The following is a 14672-nucleotide window of genomic DNA, read 5'->3' as shown; positions in this document are numbered from 1 at the left end:
GCTCCTCGGGAGATTCATTCAGATCGGTAAAAAAGCGGGGCAGGTCAGATGCCCCACGCGAAAGGGTCCTGCTCGTCGATCAGCAGGGTGGCGTCGGCGGTCATGTAGGCGCGCCCGGTGATGAAAGGGCGCACGCGTTCGCCTTGCCATTCGAAGCGCCCTTCGAACTGGCTGCCGGTGATGCTCGCTTGCGTCCAGACCTGGCCTTCGGCGAGCTTGCCGTCGGCGGCGAGGCAGGCCAGTTTGGCGCTGGTGCCGGTGCCGCAGGGCGAGCGGTCGTAGGCTTTGCCGGGGCACATGACGAAGTTGCGGCTGTCGGCCTTGGCATCGTCGGCGAACAGTTCGACGTGATCGATCAGCGCGCCGTCCTCGCCGTGAATGCCTTGGGCCTCAAGGGCCTTGAGCATCGCCCAGGTGTAATCGGTGAGGGCTTCGACGTTGCTCATCTGCAGGTCCTGGCCGTGTTCGGAAACCAGGAAAAACCAGTTGCCGCCCCAGGCAATATCGCCGAACACGCGGCCGTGGCCGGGCACGTCCACCGGCACCTGTTTGCGGTAGCGGTACGCCGGGACGTTGCCCAGGGTCACCGCGCCGTCCTCGTGCAGGGTGGCGCTGACCGGGCCGACCGGGGTGTCGATCGTGTGCACGCCCGGTTCGATGCGGCCCAGGTAATGCAGCGAGTTGACCAGGCCGATGGTGCCGTGGCCGCACATGCCGAGGTAACCGGCGTTGTTGAAGAAAATCACCCCGCAGGTGGCGTCCGGCGAGACCGGCGCGCAGTACAGCGCGCCGACCAGCACGTCGTTGCCACGCGGTTCCAGCAGGCAGGCGCGGCGCCATTGGTCGTGGCCTTCGCGCAAGGCATCGCGCTGCTCGGCGATGCTGTTGCCGGGCAAGTCGGGGAAGCCCTTCATCACCAGGCGCGTGGGTTCGCCGCCGGTGTGGGAGTCGATGATGTGCAGTCGTTTCATGAACGCGTCCCTTCAGTGAATATCAGGCGTGCGCCGGGCGTTGGCCCGTTGCCGAATGGGTGGAGGATTCAGCGGCTTCACTTTCGTCGTCTTCGGTTTCCAGACGAATCAGGTGTGCCGGTACGCCGGTGGCCGCGCCCCAGTAGTAGATGCCCAGTGCGCAGACCGCGACGATCACGGTGTCGAACGGATGACTGAGCACGCCGATACCGCCGAAACTGCCGAGTTTGGAGAGGAGGATGGTCAGCGCGTAGAAGCCGATCAGCCACGCCGACGAGCGCACTTGCTGGCCCAGATTCAGGTGCGCGGTCGGCACCAGCCGACCACACAGCAGGTAGATGACAAACATCAGGATTTGCAGGCCGAGCAACCACGACACGGTGCCCCAGCCCGACCAGTAGACAATCAGCGCGGCGATGATGAACGACAGCGGCCCAAGCACATTCATGCCCTTGACCCGGAACGGACGCGGCATGCCCGGAGCGCTGCGGCGCAGGGCGGCGACCGACACCGGGGCCACGGCGTAGCTTAATACCAGCGCGGCGGAGACCACGTTGATCAGCGCTTCCCACGACGGGAACGGCAGGGTCCAGAACACCGACAGGCCAAAGGTCAGCCACAGCGCGGGGCGAGGGATGCCGGATTTTTCATCGATGCGGGTGAAGATCTTGAAGAAGGTCCCGCTCTGCGCCCAGCCGTAGATCACCCGCGGCGTAGCGTTCATGTAGATGTTGCCGCAACCGCTGGGCGAGATCACCGCATCGGCCACCACCAGATACGCCAGCCAGCCGACGCCCAGTGCCAACGCGATGTCGCGATACGGCAGGGCCAGTTCCTTGGCGACACCGGCCCAGCCATTGGCGAGCATTTCGGTCGGGATACCGCCGAGGAACGCGGTCTGCAGCAGCACGTAGATCGCGGTGGAGAGCAGCACCGACAGGATCAGCGCAATCGGAATCGTGCGTTGCGGATTCTTCACTTCACTGGCCACGGAAATGATCGGCGTCAGGCCCAGATACGCGAAGATCACCCCGCCGGCTGACACGGCCATTTCGATACCGGACAGGCCGAATGGCGCAAAGCCGTGCATCTGGAAGTTGGCCGGTTTGAAGAAGCTGAACAGCACGCCGATTACCAGCAGCGGCACGATGAACTTGAATACGCTGACCAGATTGTTGGCCATGGCGAAGGTCTTCACGCTGCGGTAGTTGAGCAGGAAAAACAGACACAACAGCCCGAACTGCACGAACCAGCCAAGCACGGTCGGGTCGCTGGAGCCGACCTTGGTCAACTCGGGAAACCACGCTGCTGCATATTGCCGCGAGGCGACCACCTCGATCGCCACCAGACTGGAAAACGCGATCAGCGTAATGAAGCCCATCAGATAACCGAGCAGCGGGCCGTGGGAGTAAACCGGGTACCGCACCACGCCGCCGGCACGGGGCAGCGCGGCGCCCAATTCGCAGTAGACGATGCCCAGCAGCAACACGGCGAAACCACCGAGCAGCCAGGAAAAAATCCCCGCCGGGCCGGCGATGGCCGACACATGACTGGCGGCGAACAACCAGCCCGAACCGAAGATCGCCCCCAGCCCGATGAACGTGAGGTCTATCAGTGAAAGTTGTTTCTTGAACTTGCCTTGGCCTGTCATAGCGTCGCCTTCTTGTTGGTTGTTGGAGGGGCGTGCAGTGGCGCTACAGTGAACTGATCAGGCGATGGGCGATTGATGTTTTTTGCCGGTGACGATGACGAAATCAGCACAATGGCCCACGGCAAAGGCCCGGCTCGACAGGCTGTCGGTCATCGGGCAATCTGCGCGCAAACCAATGCGCACAGTGGGGAGTGACAGTCATGCCGCAGAATGCGTTTGCGATCCTGAGCCAGCAGAACGAGGCGAGCCGACCGCAATGCCTCGACGATCTGCTCGCCAGCATGGCGCTGCTGTTGCCGATGCTCGATGTGATTCCCAACGCGGCAATCTTCATCAAGGATCCGCAGGCGCGCTACGTCATGGCTAACCAGACACTGGTGCAGCGCTGCGGTTTGAAAGACCTGCGACCGTTATTGGGCAAGACCAGCGCCGAGGTGTTTCCGGCGCAACTGGGCCCGGGCTACACCGAGCAGGATCGGCGCGTGCTTGAAGAGGGATTGGTGCTGGAGGATCAGCTGGAGCTGCACCTGTACGGCAGCCGCGAACCCGGCTGGTGCCTGACCCACAAACGTCCGCTGTACGATCGTGATAACCGGATCATTGGCCTGGCCGGCATTTCCGTCGACCTGCAAACCGCCAGCGAAACCCATCCGGCGTATCAGCGTCTGGCGGCGGTGGACGAGTACATTCGGGCGAACTTCAATCAGCGCGTCAGCCTGAGCGAACTGACGCGCATCGCCGGGATTTCAGTGGCGCAACTGGAGCGTTACTGCAAACGGGTGTTCCACCTGACGCCGCGGCAGATGATCCAGAAAGTCCGTCTTGAGCATGCGCATCGGCTGTTGCACGGCGACTTGCCGATCACCGAAGTGGCGCTGCAGTGCGGTTATACCGACCACAGCGCGTTCACCCGGCAGTTCAAGGCTTCCACCGGATTCACCCCGCGCCAGTACCGGTTGGCGACGGCGCAGTGAGGCTTGCCCGTCAGGCCTTGACCCAGCGCTGCCGGCTCCAGGCACTCAGCGAATCCACGCCCAGCACCAGAATCAGCATCGCCAGAATCACCGTGCTCGCCTGCGCTTCCTGAAACAGGCTGAGGCTGACATACAGCATCTGCCCCAAACCACCGGCCCCGACGAAGCCCAGCACGCTGGCCATGCGGATATTGTTTTCCCAGCGATACAGGCAATAGGCGAGCAATTGCGGGGCGAGGTTGGGCAGGGTGCCGTAGCAGAAGGCAAGCACGGGATTGCCGCCCTGCAAGCGGATCGCTTCGGCCGGTTCCGGCGGGGTATTCTCCAGCGCTTCGGCGAACAGTCGACCGAGCACGCCGGTGGTGTGCAGGGCCAGCGCCAGGGTGCCGGCATTCGGCCCGAGGCCGGCGGCGAGCACCATCAGCGCCGCCCACACCAGTTCCGGAATCGCCCGCAAACCGTTAAGCAACAGGCGCGAAGCGCTTTGCAGCGGCCAGCCGAAACGCCCGGCCGCGGGCAGCGCGAGGAGGATGCCGAACAACGCTGCGAGCAGGGTGCCGAGGGCCGACATGGCGAGGGTTTCCAGCGCGCCCTTGAGGATCGCCTGCAAGTGCGTGGCGCTCAGGTCCGGGCTGAGAAAGCGTTGCGCGTAGGCACCCATCTGCTTGAGGCTGGTGGCGCTGCCGAGTTCACCGAGGTCGAGTTCGAGGTAACCGAACGAGGCGATGACCGCGACGCCAATGCCGACAATCAGCAACAGATTGATCAGGCGATTCATGTCAGCCTCCAGCGCAGCAGGCGGCTGAGTTGGTCGGCGCCGAGCACCAGAATCAGGAACGTCAGCAACATGCTCGCCACTTCACCGCCGGCGAACATGCGCAACGACAGGTCGATCTGCTGGCCGAGGCCACCGGCGCCGACAAACCCCATCACCACCGAGGCACGAATCGCGCACTCCCAGCGATACACCGTGTACGACAGCAACTCGGCCGCGACATTGGGCAGGATTCCGTAGGCAAAACCGGCGAGCCGTCCGCTGCCGGCTTGCATCAAGGCATGCGCCGGGCGTTGGTCGGTGGACTCGAAAATCTCCGCGTAGACCTTGCCGAGCATGCCGCTGTAGGTGATCGCGATCGCCAGCACACCGGCCGCCGGGCCGAGGCCCACGGCACGCACGAACAGTAGCGCCCAGACGATTTCCGGCACGCTGCGCAAGAAGATCAACAGCCCGCGCACCGGCCAGCGCAGCAAGCGCCCGAGCCGACTGGGAATGCCGCTGCGGGACGCCGCCGACAACGACAGCGCGCGGCTGGCTATCAGGCTGGCCGGCACCGCCAGCAGCAACGCCAACGCCATGCCGGCGGTGGCGATGGCCAGGGTTTGCAGGGTCGCCTTGAGCAGTAACTGGAGAAAATCGTGGTCATGCGCCGGTGGCCAGAACCCGGAAATGAAGCGGCCCATTTCGGTCTGGCTGTCGCTGTGCAGCAGCACGCCGAGGTCCAGTTCGCTGAGCTGGATGCCCGGCCACAGCAGGGCAATCGCCAGCAGGGTCAGCAGCAGTCGCGGCGCGGCGGCCGGGTCGCGGGAATCAGCCGTCAGCATCGCGGGATCTGCACAATCAGCGGCGCACTGGGCGTCATCGGGCTTTGCAATTGCTCATTGGCGTACAGCGTGTCGAGCATTTCGCGGCTGACCTGCTCGGCCGGGCTGTCAAACAGGATCTGGCCGTCGCGCAAGCCGATGATGCGCGGAAAGTGCGCCAGCGCCAGTTCCACCGCGTGCAGGCTCGCCACCAGCGTGACGTTATGCGCCCGCGCGTGCTGGGAGAGGATCGACAGGGTGTGCCCGGCGAGCACCGGGTCCATCGCCGACACCGGTTCGTCCGCCAGCAGAATCTCCGGTGCCTGATACAGCACCCGGGCAATGCCCACGCGCTGCAATTGGCCGCCAGACAATTGCTGGCAGTAAGCGAAAAGTTTGTCGCCCAGATCCAGGCGGGCGAGGGCGGCACGGGCACCGGGAATATCCGTCGGATGCAGCAGATTGAGCAGGCTCTTGCCCAGACTCCACTGCCCGAGTTTGCCGGCCAGCACCGCCGTCACTACGCGCTGGCGCGGCGGCAGCGGTGGTGCTTGATGCACCAGACCGATGCGCGCGCGCAGGCGTTGTCGTTGACGGGCGGAGAGGTGCCAGGGGCGTTCACCCAGCACCTCGATTTCACCGCTGCTGGGGCGTAACGCGGTGGCGAGCAGGTTCAACAGGCTGGATTTACCGGCCCCGGACGGACCGATGATCGCCACCTGTTCACCCGCCGCAATCTGCAGATCGACGCCACGTAGTGCGTCGACCCCATTGGCGTGGTGCAGGCGGCCTTGTTTGAGGCTCAGGGTCATTTCAACAGATCGGCGGCGCGAGCAGCTTCCTCGATGCCCTTGTAGTTCTCGGGCTTGGTGTCGATGAAACGGCTGGCCGCCTGCAGATCAAGAATCTTCTTCTGCTCCGGGTTGGCTGGGTCGAGGTCGAGGAAGGCTTTCTTGATCTTCGCCGCCAGCGCCGGGTCGAGGGTACCGCGCACGGTCCAGTTGTAATCGAAGTAGGCCGGGGTGGTGGCGAACACGTGAACCTTGCTGGTATCGACCTTGCCGGCGTCCACCAGTTTCTGCCAGACGCTGGCGTTCAGCACACCGGCATCGACCTTGCCGGCCTGGACCCAGGCGACGGTAGCGTCGTGCGCACCGGAGTAGGCGACGCGGCTGAAATAGGCTTCAGGCTTGATGTTGTCGTTCTTCAGCATGAAGTAACGCGGCATCAGGCTGCCGGAGGTCGACGACACGGAGCCGAAGGCGAAGGTCTTGCCCTTGAGATCGGCCAGGCTCTTCACGTTCGGGTCGGCAGTGATGAACTTGCTGGTGAACTGCGCATCCTGCTCGCGCTGCACCAGCGGGATCACCGGGGTGGTGGCGTCGGTCTTCAGGCGTGCCTGAACGAAAGTGAAACCGCCCAGCCAGGCCATATCGAGGCGATCGGTCGCCAGCGCTTCAACCACTGCCGGGTAGTCGGCCACCGGAACGAACTGCACTTTCATGCCCAGTTGCTGCTCCAGATAGGCCCCCAGTGGTTCGAATTTGCGCAGCAATTCGGTCGGGGCTTCATCGGGAATTGCACTGACCCGCAACACATCGGCGGCATGCGCCACCAAAGCGGAAAAAGACAGGGCCAGACCAGCAGTCAGTGCCAGGGTTCGTTTGAGCATGGAAATCTCCGTTTCATGAGCGTCGCATTCTAAGCGCCACCGGGCGCGGTGTCGCGCCCGGGCGCTCAATCAGGTTAGACGAAACGGCGAGGTTATACGCAGCCGCGCCGTGAAAGGCCAGCGCGCTTGTCCGTTGATGTTTTGCTCCACATTTCCTGCAGCCCACTGCCGCTGTCACCACGAAAACACCTGTAGGAGCTGTCGAGTGAAACGAGGCTGCGATCTTTACATTTCGATTGAAGATCAAAAGATCGCAGCGTGCCGCAGCTCCTACACGGGGATTCTGGCAATCACCTTGATCTCGAACTGAAACCCGGCCAGCCAGGTCACGCCGACCGCGGTAATCGTCGGATACGGCGCGCTGCCCCAGAATTCCGGGACCACTGCCCAGATGGTTTCGAAGGTCGCTTGCGGATCGATCATGAACACCGTGACGTCCACCGCATCGGCGAAGCTGCAACCGGCGGCCTCGAGGATCGCATTGAGGTTGTTGAAGGCCAGGCGTACCTGGTCCTGCAGATCCGGCTCCGGCGAACCGTCTTCACGGCTGCCGACTTGCCCGGAGACGAACAGAAAACCGTTGGAACGAATGGCCGGTGAATAGCGATGACGCTCATAAAGCGCATGGCGGGCAGGCGGGAAAACAACGTCGCGTTGGGTCATGGGTGTCTCCATCATTGTTTGGTGATTGTTGATGGAGTGACTGTAGGGGCTTGCGCAGGGGGGATAAACGCGCAACCTTGGCGTTCACTGTTTGCATTTTCCAAACAATCAGAGGGCGCGAAGTGGACCGTTTCGATGCAATGCAGGCGTTCGCCCGGGTGGTCGAGGCGGGCAGTTTCACCAAGGCCGCCGAGACCTTGCACATGAGCAAGACCACGGTGACGCAGCTGGTGCAGCAGTTGGAGGCACGGTTGCGGGTCAAGTTGCTCAATCGCACCACGCGCAAGGTCAACGTCACGGCCGACGGTGCGATCTATTACGAGCGAGTGATCAAACTGTTGGCCGACATGGACGACGCCGAAACCAGTCTGTCCGGCGCCTCGGCATTGCCCAGAGGGCGCTTGCGCGTCGATGTGCCGAGCCCGCTGGCGAGACTGATTCTGATGCCGGCATTGCCTGAGTTTCACGCGCGCTATCCGGATATTCAGATCGACATGGGGGTCAGTGACCGCATCGTCGACATCATCGATGAGAACGTCGATTGCGTGGTGCGCGGCGGTGAATTGCTCGATCAGTCACTGATGGCCCGGCGGGTGGCCGACCTGCAGCTCGGTGTCTTCGCCGCGCCAACTTACCTGGCCCGCGCCGGCACGCCGCAGCATCCCCGCGAGCTGGAAGACTCCCATCATCGGGTGGTCGGCTTTCTCTGGGCGCGCACCGGCAAACCCGTGCCTTACGCCTTGCACAATGGCAGCGAACACCTGCAGATCAAGGGCCGCCACGTACTCGCCGTCGATGACGGCAACGCTTACCTTGCGGCAGGTCTGGCCGGCATGGGCGTGCTGTGGTTGCCCCGGTACATGTCGCACTCGCATCAGGCTCGGGGTGAGTTGGTGCCGCTGTTCGAAGACTGGCAACTCGAGCCGATGCCGCTCTACGTGGCGTACCCGCCGAACCGGCATGTCAGCCAAAAGCTAAGGGTATTTATCGATTGGATCGTGGAATTGATGGCGCACCATGGCAATGGCCCGGAACTTGCTGAGCCGCGCTCCGGGACTGTCAAATAACTAACGAATAACGCCAACCATGACAGTCGCTTGCTCTGGATGCACCGCTATTCACTCAAGGAGCGTCACCCGTCATGAATATGTATATCGATATTGTCGGTGCGTGCAATTTAAGCTGCCCCTCCTGCCCGATGGGTAACTCGGAAAACGTCAACTTCAAGAAAGCCATGCAAGTCGACATGTTTCGCAAGATCGTCGAGAAGGCCCGGAACGAAGGGGTCGAGACGATCTTTCTGTATAACTGGACCGAGCCGTTGATCCACCCGCGAATCGGTGAGTTTGTCGAGATCATCAATGCCGCCGGTTTGCAGAGCGGTATCAGTTCCAACTTGAATCTGGCCAAGAACATGGAAACCGCCATGTTGGCCAACCCATGGTTCTTCCGTATTTCGTTGTCCGGGTTTTACCAGGAGACTTACCAGCAGGGGCACGTGGGCGGCGACATTGAAGTGGTCAAGGCCAATATGATCAAACTGCATGAACTCAAACAGCAACATGGTTTGAGTACGCGGATCGAGGTGTACTACCACCGTTATCTGGACAACATGGAAGAAGAAGGGCTGATGCGCGAATTCGCCCAGCGTCTGGGTTTCGAGTTCTCGACCGGATATTCAGTGATGATGCCGCTTGAGAAAACGCTGGCGCTGATCGAACGCGATCCTTCGGTGACAGATACCGATCATGAAACCCTGAAAAGGCTGGCGCTGCCGCCCTTCGACGATCTGGTCAATCTGGTCCGCCAGTATCCCAAGCAGGCGTGCTCGCTCAAGGATGACTGGCTGGTGCTCGACTGCAACGGCAATACCGTTTTGTGCTGTTCGGTTTTCAATCAGACCGAATACCAGGTCGGCAAGTATCTGGACATGCCTCTGGCGCACCTGACCGGCCTCAAGTCCACCCAGAAAAATTGCATCGACATGTGCAATCGTTGCGCAAAAAACGGCTTGCACATCTACTCGACCCAATCCAATCGGGGGCCGCTGGAAAGTCACGCCGTCAACCGCATTATCGACTTCCAGCGGCGCACGATCATGGGGCTGCCGGTTGAAAGCGACAAGCTTGGACGAGCCGGCGAAGTCAGTGCGGAGAACTTCGACGAAGCGCAATACCTGCAGATGAACCAGGACGTCAAAAACGCGATTTCCACGGGTGCGTTCACCAGTGGATATCAGCATTACGTGCTGTTCGGTCGTCTGGAAGGCCGGCTTGGTGCGGGTTATCTCACGGTCGTCTGACCGTGCGGATCAGGTCCCGCCAATTCAGTTGCCACAAGCGTGATTGACTCTTTGGCCCATCGAGCCAACTATCGGCGCATAACAACATGACCGATGGGCCAGACCTTGATCGAACGACGTCAATTCAGCGGAGGCATGAAGGGCAAAAACCTCCGCTATCTGAATGAGCAAGCCGCCGAGACCCGCATCACCCGCACCGGTTTCCTGTTGCTGGAGCACTTTTCACTGCCGGCCTTCACCCAGGCGCTGGACACCATCATCACCGCCAACCTGTTGCGCGCCGGACTGTTCAGCTCGCGCACATTCGGGCTGGGCGAGGGTGAGGTGATCAGCGACCTGGGGTTGGTGATTCGCCCGGATGCGCGGATTGACGCCGCCAGCCTTGCGGATCTGGACTTGCTGGTGGTGTGTGGCGGCTACCGCACCGAGCTGAAGGCGAGCGAGGCGTTGAACAGCCTGCTGCGCACGGCAGCGGAACGCGGTGTCAGTCTGGCTGGATTGTGGAACGGTGCGTGGTTTCTCGGTCGGGCCGGCCTGCTCGATGGTTACCGTTGCGCGATTCATCCGGAACACCGTCCGGCGCTCACGGAAATTGCCAAGGCCACTCAGGTCAGCAGCGAGCCTTATGTGATCGATCGCGACCGGCTCACGGCGTCGAGCCCGTCCGGGGCTTTCCATATGGCGCTGGACTGGATCAAGGGCCTGCACGGCAAGGCGCTGGTCGAAGGCATCGAGGACATTCTGGCGTTCGAGGAGTCGCGCTATCGGCGGATCAAACCGGATGAAAACCTCTGCGTCAGCGCACCGTTGCGCGAGGTGGTCAAATTGATGGACGCCAACCTCGAAGAGCCGCTGGAGCTGGAGCAACTGGCGGTGTACGCCGGTCGCTCGCGGCGCCAGCTGGAGCGTTTGTTCAAGGAGCAGCTCGGCACCACGCCGCAGCGCTATTACCTGGAATTGCGCATCACTGAAGCCCGGCGCCTGTTGCAGCACACCGAGCTTTCGCAGATGGAAGTCCTGGTGGCCTGTGGTTTCGTTTCGCCGAGCCATTTCAGCAAATGCTACAGCGCGTTTTTCGGGTATCGACCGTCCAGGGAAAAACGCCTGGTCAAATAGACCGTGGCGTTTTCTGCCTTCGGCCTCAGAGGTGATCGGCGTCGATCACCGCCTGAGCAAACGCCTGCGGATCTTCCTGTGGCAGGTTGTGGCCGATGCCGCCGTTGATCAGGCGGAACTGGTACTTGCCAGTGAAACGCTTGGCGTAATCCTCGGGCGCCGGGTGCGGCGCGCCGTTGGCATCGCCCTCGAGGGTGATGGTCGGCACGCTGATGGGTGGGGCGCTGGCGAGTTTCTGTTCCAGCGCCGCGTATTGCGGTTCGCCCTGCACCAGGCCCAGACGCCAGCGGTAGTTGAACACGGTGATCGCGACATGATCGGGGTTCTCCAGCGCTTTGGCGCTGCGGTCGAACGTGGCGTCATCGAACGCCCACTTCGGCGAGGCGAGCTGCCAGATCAGTTTGGCGAAGTCGTGGGTGTTTTTACGGTAACCGTCCCGGCCACGGTCGGTGGCAAAGTAGAACTGATACCACCACTGCAATTCGGCCTTGGGCGGCAACGGGTTCTGCCCGGCAGCCTGATTGCCGATCAGGTAGCCGCTGACCGAGACCAATGCCTTGACCCGCTCCGGCCACAACGCCGAAACGATGTCCGCCGAGCGCGCGCCCCAGTCGTAACCACCGAGCACCGCTTGCTTGATGTCAAGCGCATCCATGAAGTCGATCACGTCGCTGGCCAGTGCCGTCGGCTGACCGTTGCGTAATGACTGGTCCGAGAGGAAATGCGTGTCGCCATAACCCCGCGCATACGGCATCAGCACCCGATACCCCTTGGTGGCGAGCACCGGCGCGACCTCGTCATAGCTATGAATGTCGTACGGCCAGCCGTGCAGCAGAATCACCACCGGCCCCTGCGCCGGGCCGGTTTCGGCGTAGGCCACATCCAGCAGGCCGGCCTGCACATGCTTGAGCGGGCCGAACGGCGAGGGCGCGGAATAGCTGACGTTGTGGTCGCCGGTTGCCGGCTGCGCGGCGGCGGCCGTTGGCATTTGCGTCGCCGCCAGCGCGCCGAACAGCGCCACGGCGAGGATGTTAATACGGTTGAATGCTGCGTTTTTCATGCTGAAGTCTCCTTGGCAATCCTGTCGGGGGCAGGTGCGGGCTGAGCCCGGCAAACCTTGCAGGCATTTGAACGCCGGGACGTATCTGGTCCATGTCGAAAAAGCGCGATGATTCAAGTTCATGTATCGCCGGGGTGTCTGTACACACTGTGATACACAGCCGGTGTGCTTTGTATGGCCGTGTATCCGGCTCTGCACGTGATACACGGCGAGACCAAACGCGGGTTTTTCGACACATGGCCGCTACACCCGGCAGTCACAGTGCAGGCCTTCACACCATGACTGTCGAGAGGGCAATTGCATGCAACGCACACTGATTCTGGCCACTGTGGCCGCACTGGTTTCATTCACCGGCCTGGCGCAGGCGGCAGACGCTCAGGCCATGAGCTGGCAGCAGGGCTTGAGCCGTACCGACCTGATTCGTCAGGACCTGGGCGACGCGGATCGCGAGGTGATACAGGCACGTATCGATTTCGAACCGGGTGTCACCGCGCCGCGGCATGCGCATCCGGGGGTCGAGGTGGCGCATGTGCTCAGCGGCACGCTGGAGTATCAACTGGAGGGGCGCCCGGCGGTCACGCTAAAGGCCGGCGACTCACTGTTCATCCCGGCGGGAGTGGCCCATGTGGCGAGGAACGTCGGTCAGGACCAAGGCGTGGAACTGGCAACCTATGTGGTGAAAAAGGGTCAGCCGCTGCTGGAGCTGAAACCGTGATCGAGCTTATCTGGCGCGCAGCAACTTGCGGTAATCCACCGGCGAAATCCCGCGTGCCTGACGGAAAGAATGGCTGAATGAGCTGGCCTGCGAGTAACCCAGCATCAGGGCGATGTTCATGATGCTGGTCTCGGTGCGGCGCAGGTAATGGTCGGCCAGTTCCATGCGCATGGTTTCCAGCACCTGATTGAAGTTTTCCCCTTCCGCCGCCAGTTTGCGCTGCAAGGTGCGCGGCGAAATCGCCAACTGCCGGGCCAGGCTTTTCAGGCTGAAATCGCCGGTCGGCAACTGTTCGGTGAGCAAGGCACGCAAGCGGTCGGTCACGGAAAATGCCGGGTAGGACAGACACAGCTGCCAGTCCGCCTCCAGCAGCATGCTGCGATGCATGCGCGGGTCGGCGCCCTGGATGCGTGACGAGAGGGTCGACTCGGCGAACACCAGCGCATTGCTCCCGGCTTCGAACTGCACCGGACAACCAAAAAACGCTTCGTAGAGTGCCGGCTCGCCGAGCGCCGGGTGCCTCATTCTGACCTCCAGCATCGGCGAGTTGCTGGCGATCAACCAGCGGCCGAACGCCGCCCAGCCGGCCATTAACGTTTCCTGATGCAGGGCGCAGTAAGGCTCCAGCTCACTGATGCGCTGATCTTCGAGGGTCACGCGGCCGTCGCCGATGACGATCCGGGTCTGGCTGGACGGGCTGTCATAAACGATCTTGCCGAACCGCAGAATCATGTTCAGCGACTCGCCGAGCGTCGCACTGGTCATCAGCACGTAACCCAGTACACCGTAGGTGCCGGGGCGCACGGCGGCGCCGACCAGCAGACCGAAATGCGGCAGGTTGCTGCTGCGCGCCGCCAGTTCCAGCAAGGTCCGCAGTTGGCGCATGGGAATGCGCACAATCGAATCGGACAACTGCTCGCGTGAGAGTCCGGTCTGCTGCAACAGCCAGTCGCCATCGCAGCCGTGTTGCTCGGCGACATCAAGGACGTGGTTCACGAAAGCAGCGCTGGAAGTGGCGGGTCGCATGGGGGGAGGGGAAGTCCGGTCATCCGGTGATCTTGCTTTTCCGAAAGGTGAAGAAAGCGACGTCGCCAAGGCGCGCGGCGTCAGTAGACCCTACATGCGCCCGATCACCGGAATGCCGGTGCCGGTGACCGCGGACGCCTGTTCCGAAATCAGAAACAGAATGACCGCCGCCAGCTGCGCGGGTGTCACCCAGCGCTGGTGCTCGGCGTCGGGCATGGCCTCACGGTTTTGCGGGGTGTCGAGCACGCTCGGTAGTACGGCGTTGACCGTGATGCTCATGTCCTTGAGCTCTTCGGCGAGGCTTTCGGTCAGGCGCAGTACGCTGGATTTCGACGCAGCGTAAGCACCCATCCCCAGTCCGGCCTTGGCCGCCATGCTCGCGCCGATGTTGACGATGCGCCCCGCCGAGGATTGCAGCAGCAACGGCAGCAGGGCTTTGCTGGCATTCAAGGCGGTTCGCAGGTTCAGCGAGTAGAGCCGATCCCAAGCCTCTATCGCACCACCGAGCAATGGCTCCCACGCGTAACCGCCAGCGCCGTTTACCAATGCATCGAGGCGCCCGAAATAGCGATTGATCTGGTGGGCGACGTCCTGGCAATCGGCAAAGGAAGTCAGATCGATGCCGGACAGGACCAGTCGGTTATGGGAACTGGGCAGCGTAATCGTCGCCTGATCGATCAGCACCAGATCCGCGCCCCGGGCGGCGGCCATGTCCGCCAGGGTCTCGCCGAGATTCCCCAGGGCGCCGGTAATCGCCACAACGCGCCGTGAGAGTGACTGAGTCATCAAGAGTCCTTTCCTTTTTAAGGGCGCATACTCTAATGATATCGGTCGCCCGTAGCATGCTTTTGGATGTCAACTTGTTGTGCAAAAGTGCCAATTTTTTTTGCTTGGCAAATCTTCGGGCAAGGGTCGTGAAACAGGCGTCAGAAAGTTGGCTT

15 protein-coding genes are annotated in these 14672 nt (G+C 62.1%); 5 read left to right on the top strand and 10 right to left on the bottom strand.

The window, feature by feature from the left end:
* Nucleotides 1-44: 44 nt before the first annotated feature.
* Both ACM6HV_RS04980 and ACM6HV_RS04975 read right to left on the bottom strand, forming a co-directional pair.
* Nucleotides 45-971: a 4-hydroxyproline epimerase gene (locus tag ACM6HV_RS04980; RefSeq protein ID WP_414903672.1), complete on the bottom strand. Its 927-nt coding sequence runs from the start codon at nucleotides 969-971 to the stop codon at nucleotides 45-47.
* Nucleotides 972-993: 22 nt separating this feature from the next.
* Nucleotides 994-2622 carry an APC family permease gene (locus ACM6HV_RS04975; protein ID WP_414903671.1) on the bottom strand — a complete coding sequence of 543 codons (1629 nt, stop codon included), beginning with the start codon at nucleotides 2620-2622 and terminating at the stop codon, nucleotides 994-996.
* Nucleotides 2623-2822: 200 nt separating this feature from the next.
* On the opposite strand from ACM6HV_RS04975, the gene ACM6HV_RS04970 reads away from it, so the two are divergent.
* Nucleotides 2823-3596 carry a helix-turn-helix domain-containing protein gene (locus tag ACM6HV_RS04970; protein ID WP_414903670.1) on the top strand — a complete coding sequence of 258 codons (774 nt, stop codon included), beginning with the start codon at nucleotides 2823-2825 and terminating at the stop codon, nucleotides 3594-3596.
* Between the two features lie 10 nt (nucleotides 3597-3606).
* Here ACM6HV_RS04970 and phnE read toward each other — a convergent pair whose 3' ends face one another.
* From phnE to ACM6HV_RS04945, 5 genes are all read right to left on the bottom strand, one after another.
* The gene (gene phnE, locus ACM6HV_RS04965) at nucleotides 3607-4374 is read right to left on the bottom strand and encodes a phosphonate ABC transporter, permease protein PhnE (protein WP_414903669.1); all 768 of its coding nucleotides are present in this window, start codon (nucleotides 4372-4374) and stop codon (nucleotides 3607-3609) included.
* Nucleotides 4371-5198: a PhnE/PtxC family ABC transporter permease gene (locus ACM6HV_RS04960; protein WP_414903668.1), complete on the bottom strand. Its 828-nt coding sequence runs from the start codon at nucleotides 5196-5198 to the stop codon at nucleotides 4371-4373. The genes phnE and ACM6HV_RS04960 overlap by 4 nt, the downstream gene beginning before the upstream one ends.
* Nucleotides 5192-5989 (bottom strand): ATP-binding cassette domain-containing protein, encoded by a 798-nt coding sequence (locus tag ACM6HV_RS04955; RefSeq protein ID WP_145593466.1) that lies wholly within the window; start codon nucleotides 5987-5989, stop codon nucleotides 5192-5194. The genes ACM6HV_RS04960 and ACM6HV_RS04955 overlap by 7 nt, the downstream gene beginning before the upstream one ends.
* Nucleotides 5986-6849, bottom strand: a complete 864-nt coding sequence (locus tag ACM6HV_RS04950) for a putative selenate ABC transporter substrate-binding protein (protein ID WP_041072554.1) — start codon at nucleotides 6847-6849, stop codon at nucleotides 5986-5988. The genes ACM6HV_RS04955 and ACM6HV_RS04950 overlap by 4 nt, the downstream gene beginning before the upstream one ends.
* A 270-nt stretch (nucleotides 6850-7119) precedes the next feature.
* On the bottom strand, nucleotides 7120-7512 hold the full coding sequence (locus ACM6HV_RS04945) for a RidA family protein (protein WP_108182541.1): 393 nt from the start codon (nucleotides 7510-7512) through the stop codon (nucleotides 7120-7122).
* A 122-nt stretch (nucleotides 7513-7634) separates the two neighbouring features.
* Between ACM6HV_RS04945 and ACM6HV_RS04940 the strand changes: the two genes are divergently transcribed.
* The 3 genes from ACM6HV_RS04940 to ACM6HV_RS04930 all read left to right on the top strand — a co-directional run bounded on the left by ACM6HV_RS04940 (nucleotide 7635) and on the right by ACM6HV_RS04930 (nucleotide 10930).
* Nucleotides 7635-8579 (top strand): LysR substrate-binding domain-containing protein, encoded by a 945-nt coding sequence (locus tag ACM6HV_RS04940; RefSeq protein ID WP_414903667.1) that lies wholly within the window; start codon nucleotides 7635-7637, stop codon nucleotides 8577-8579.
* Nucleotides 8580-8653: 74 nt separating this feature from the next.
* Nucleotides 8654-9814: a radical SAM protein gene (locus tag ACM6HV_RS04935; protein ID WP_414903666.1), complete on the top strand. Its 1161-nt coding sequence runs from the start codon at nucleotides 8654-8656 to the stop codon at nucleotides 9812-9814.
* Between the two features lie 93 nt (nucleotides 9815-9907).
* Nucleotides 9908-10930, top strand: a complete 1023-nt coding sequence (locus ACM6HV_RS04930; RefSeq protein WP_414903665.1) for a GlxA family transcriptional regulator — start codon at nucleotides 9908-9910, stop codon at nucleotides 10928-10930.
* Nucleotides 10931-10955: 25 nt separating this feature from the next.
* Here ACM6HV_RS04930 and ACM6HV_RS04925 read toward each other — a convergent pair whose 3' ends face one another.
* Nucleotides 10956-11990, bottom strand: coding sequence for an alpha/beta fold hydrolase (locus ACM6HV_RS04925; RefSeq protein ID WP_414903664.1), 1035 nt, complete (start codon nucleotides 11988-11990; stop codon nucleotides 10956-10958).
* Nucleotides 11991-12291: 301 nt separating this feature from the next.
* On the opposite strand from ACM6HV_RS04925, the gene ACM6HV_RS04920 reads away from it, so the two are divergent.
* A complete protein-coding gene (locus tag ACM6HV_RS04920) occupies nucleotides 12292-12705 on the top strand; it encodes a cupin domain-containing protein (RefSeq protein ID WP_145593471.1) in 414 nt (137 codons plus the stop codon).
* Nucleotides 12706-12711: 6 nt separating this feature from the next.
* Here the strand turns inward: ACM6HV_RS04920 and ACM6HV_RS04915 are convergent, their stop codons facing one another.
* Together ACM6HV_RS04915 and ACM6HV_RS04910 are read right to left on the bottom strand one after the other, a co-directional pair.
* Nucleotides 12712-13701 carry an AraC family transcriptional regulator gene (locus ACM6HV_RS04915; RefSeq protein ID WP_414903663.1) on the bottom strand — a complete coding sequence of 330 codons (990 nt, stop codon included), beginning with the start codon at nucleotides 13699-13701 and terminating at the stop codon, nucleotides 12712-12714.
* 120 nt (nucleotides 13702-13821) lie between these two features.
* Nucleotides 13822-14517 (bottom strand): SDR family NAD(P)-dependent oxidoreductase, encoded by a 696-nt coding sequence (locus ACM6HV_RS04910; RefSeq protein WP_145593472.1) that lies wholly within the window; start codon nucleotides 14515-14517, stop codon nucleotides 13822-13824.
* Between the last annotated feature and the right edge of the window lie 155 nt (nucleotides 14518-14672).

The organism is Pseudomonas sp. IT-P260 (genome assembly GCF_949768395.1).
In the GTDB taxonomy this organism is placed as follows: Bacteria; Pseudomonadota; Gammaproteobacteria; order Pseudomonadales; family Pseudomonadaceae; genus Aquipseudomonas; species Aquipseudomonas parakoreensis.
Note: the sequence above shows the minus strand (reverse complement) of the source record. Positions and strands in the feature narration are given on the sequence as shown.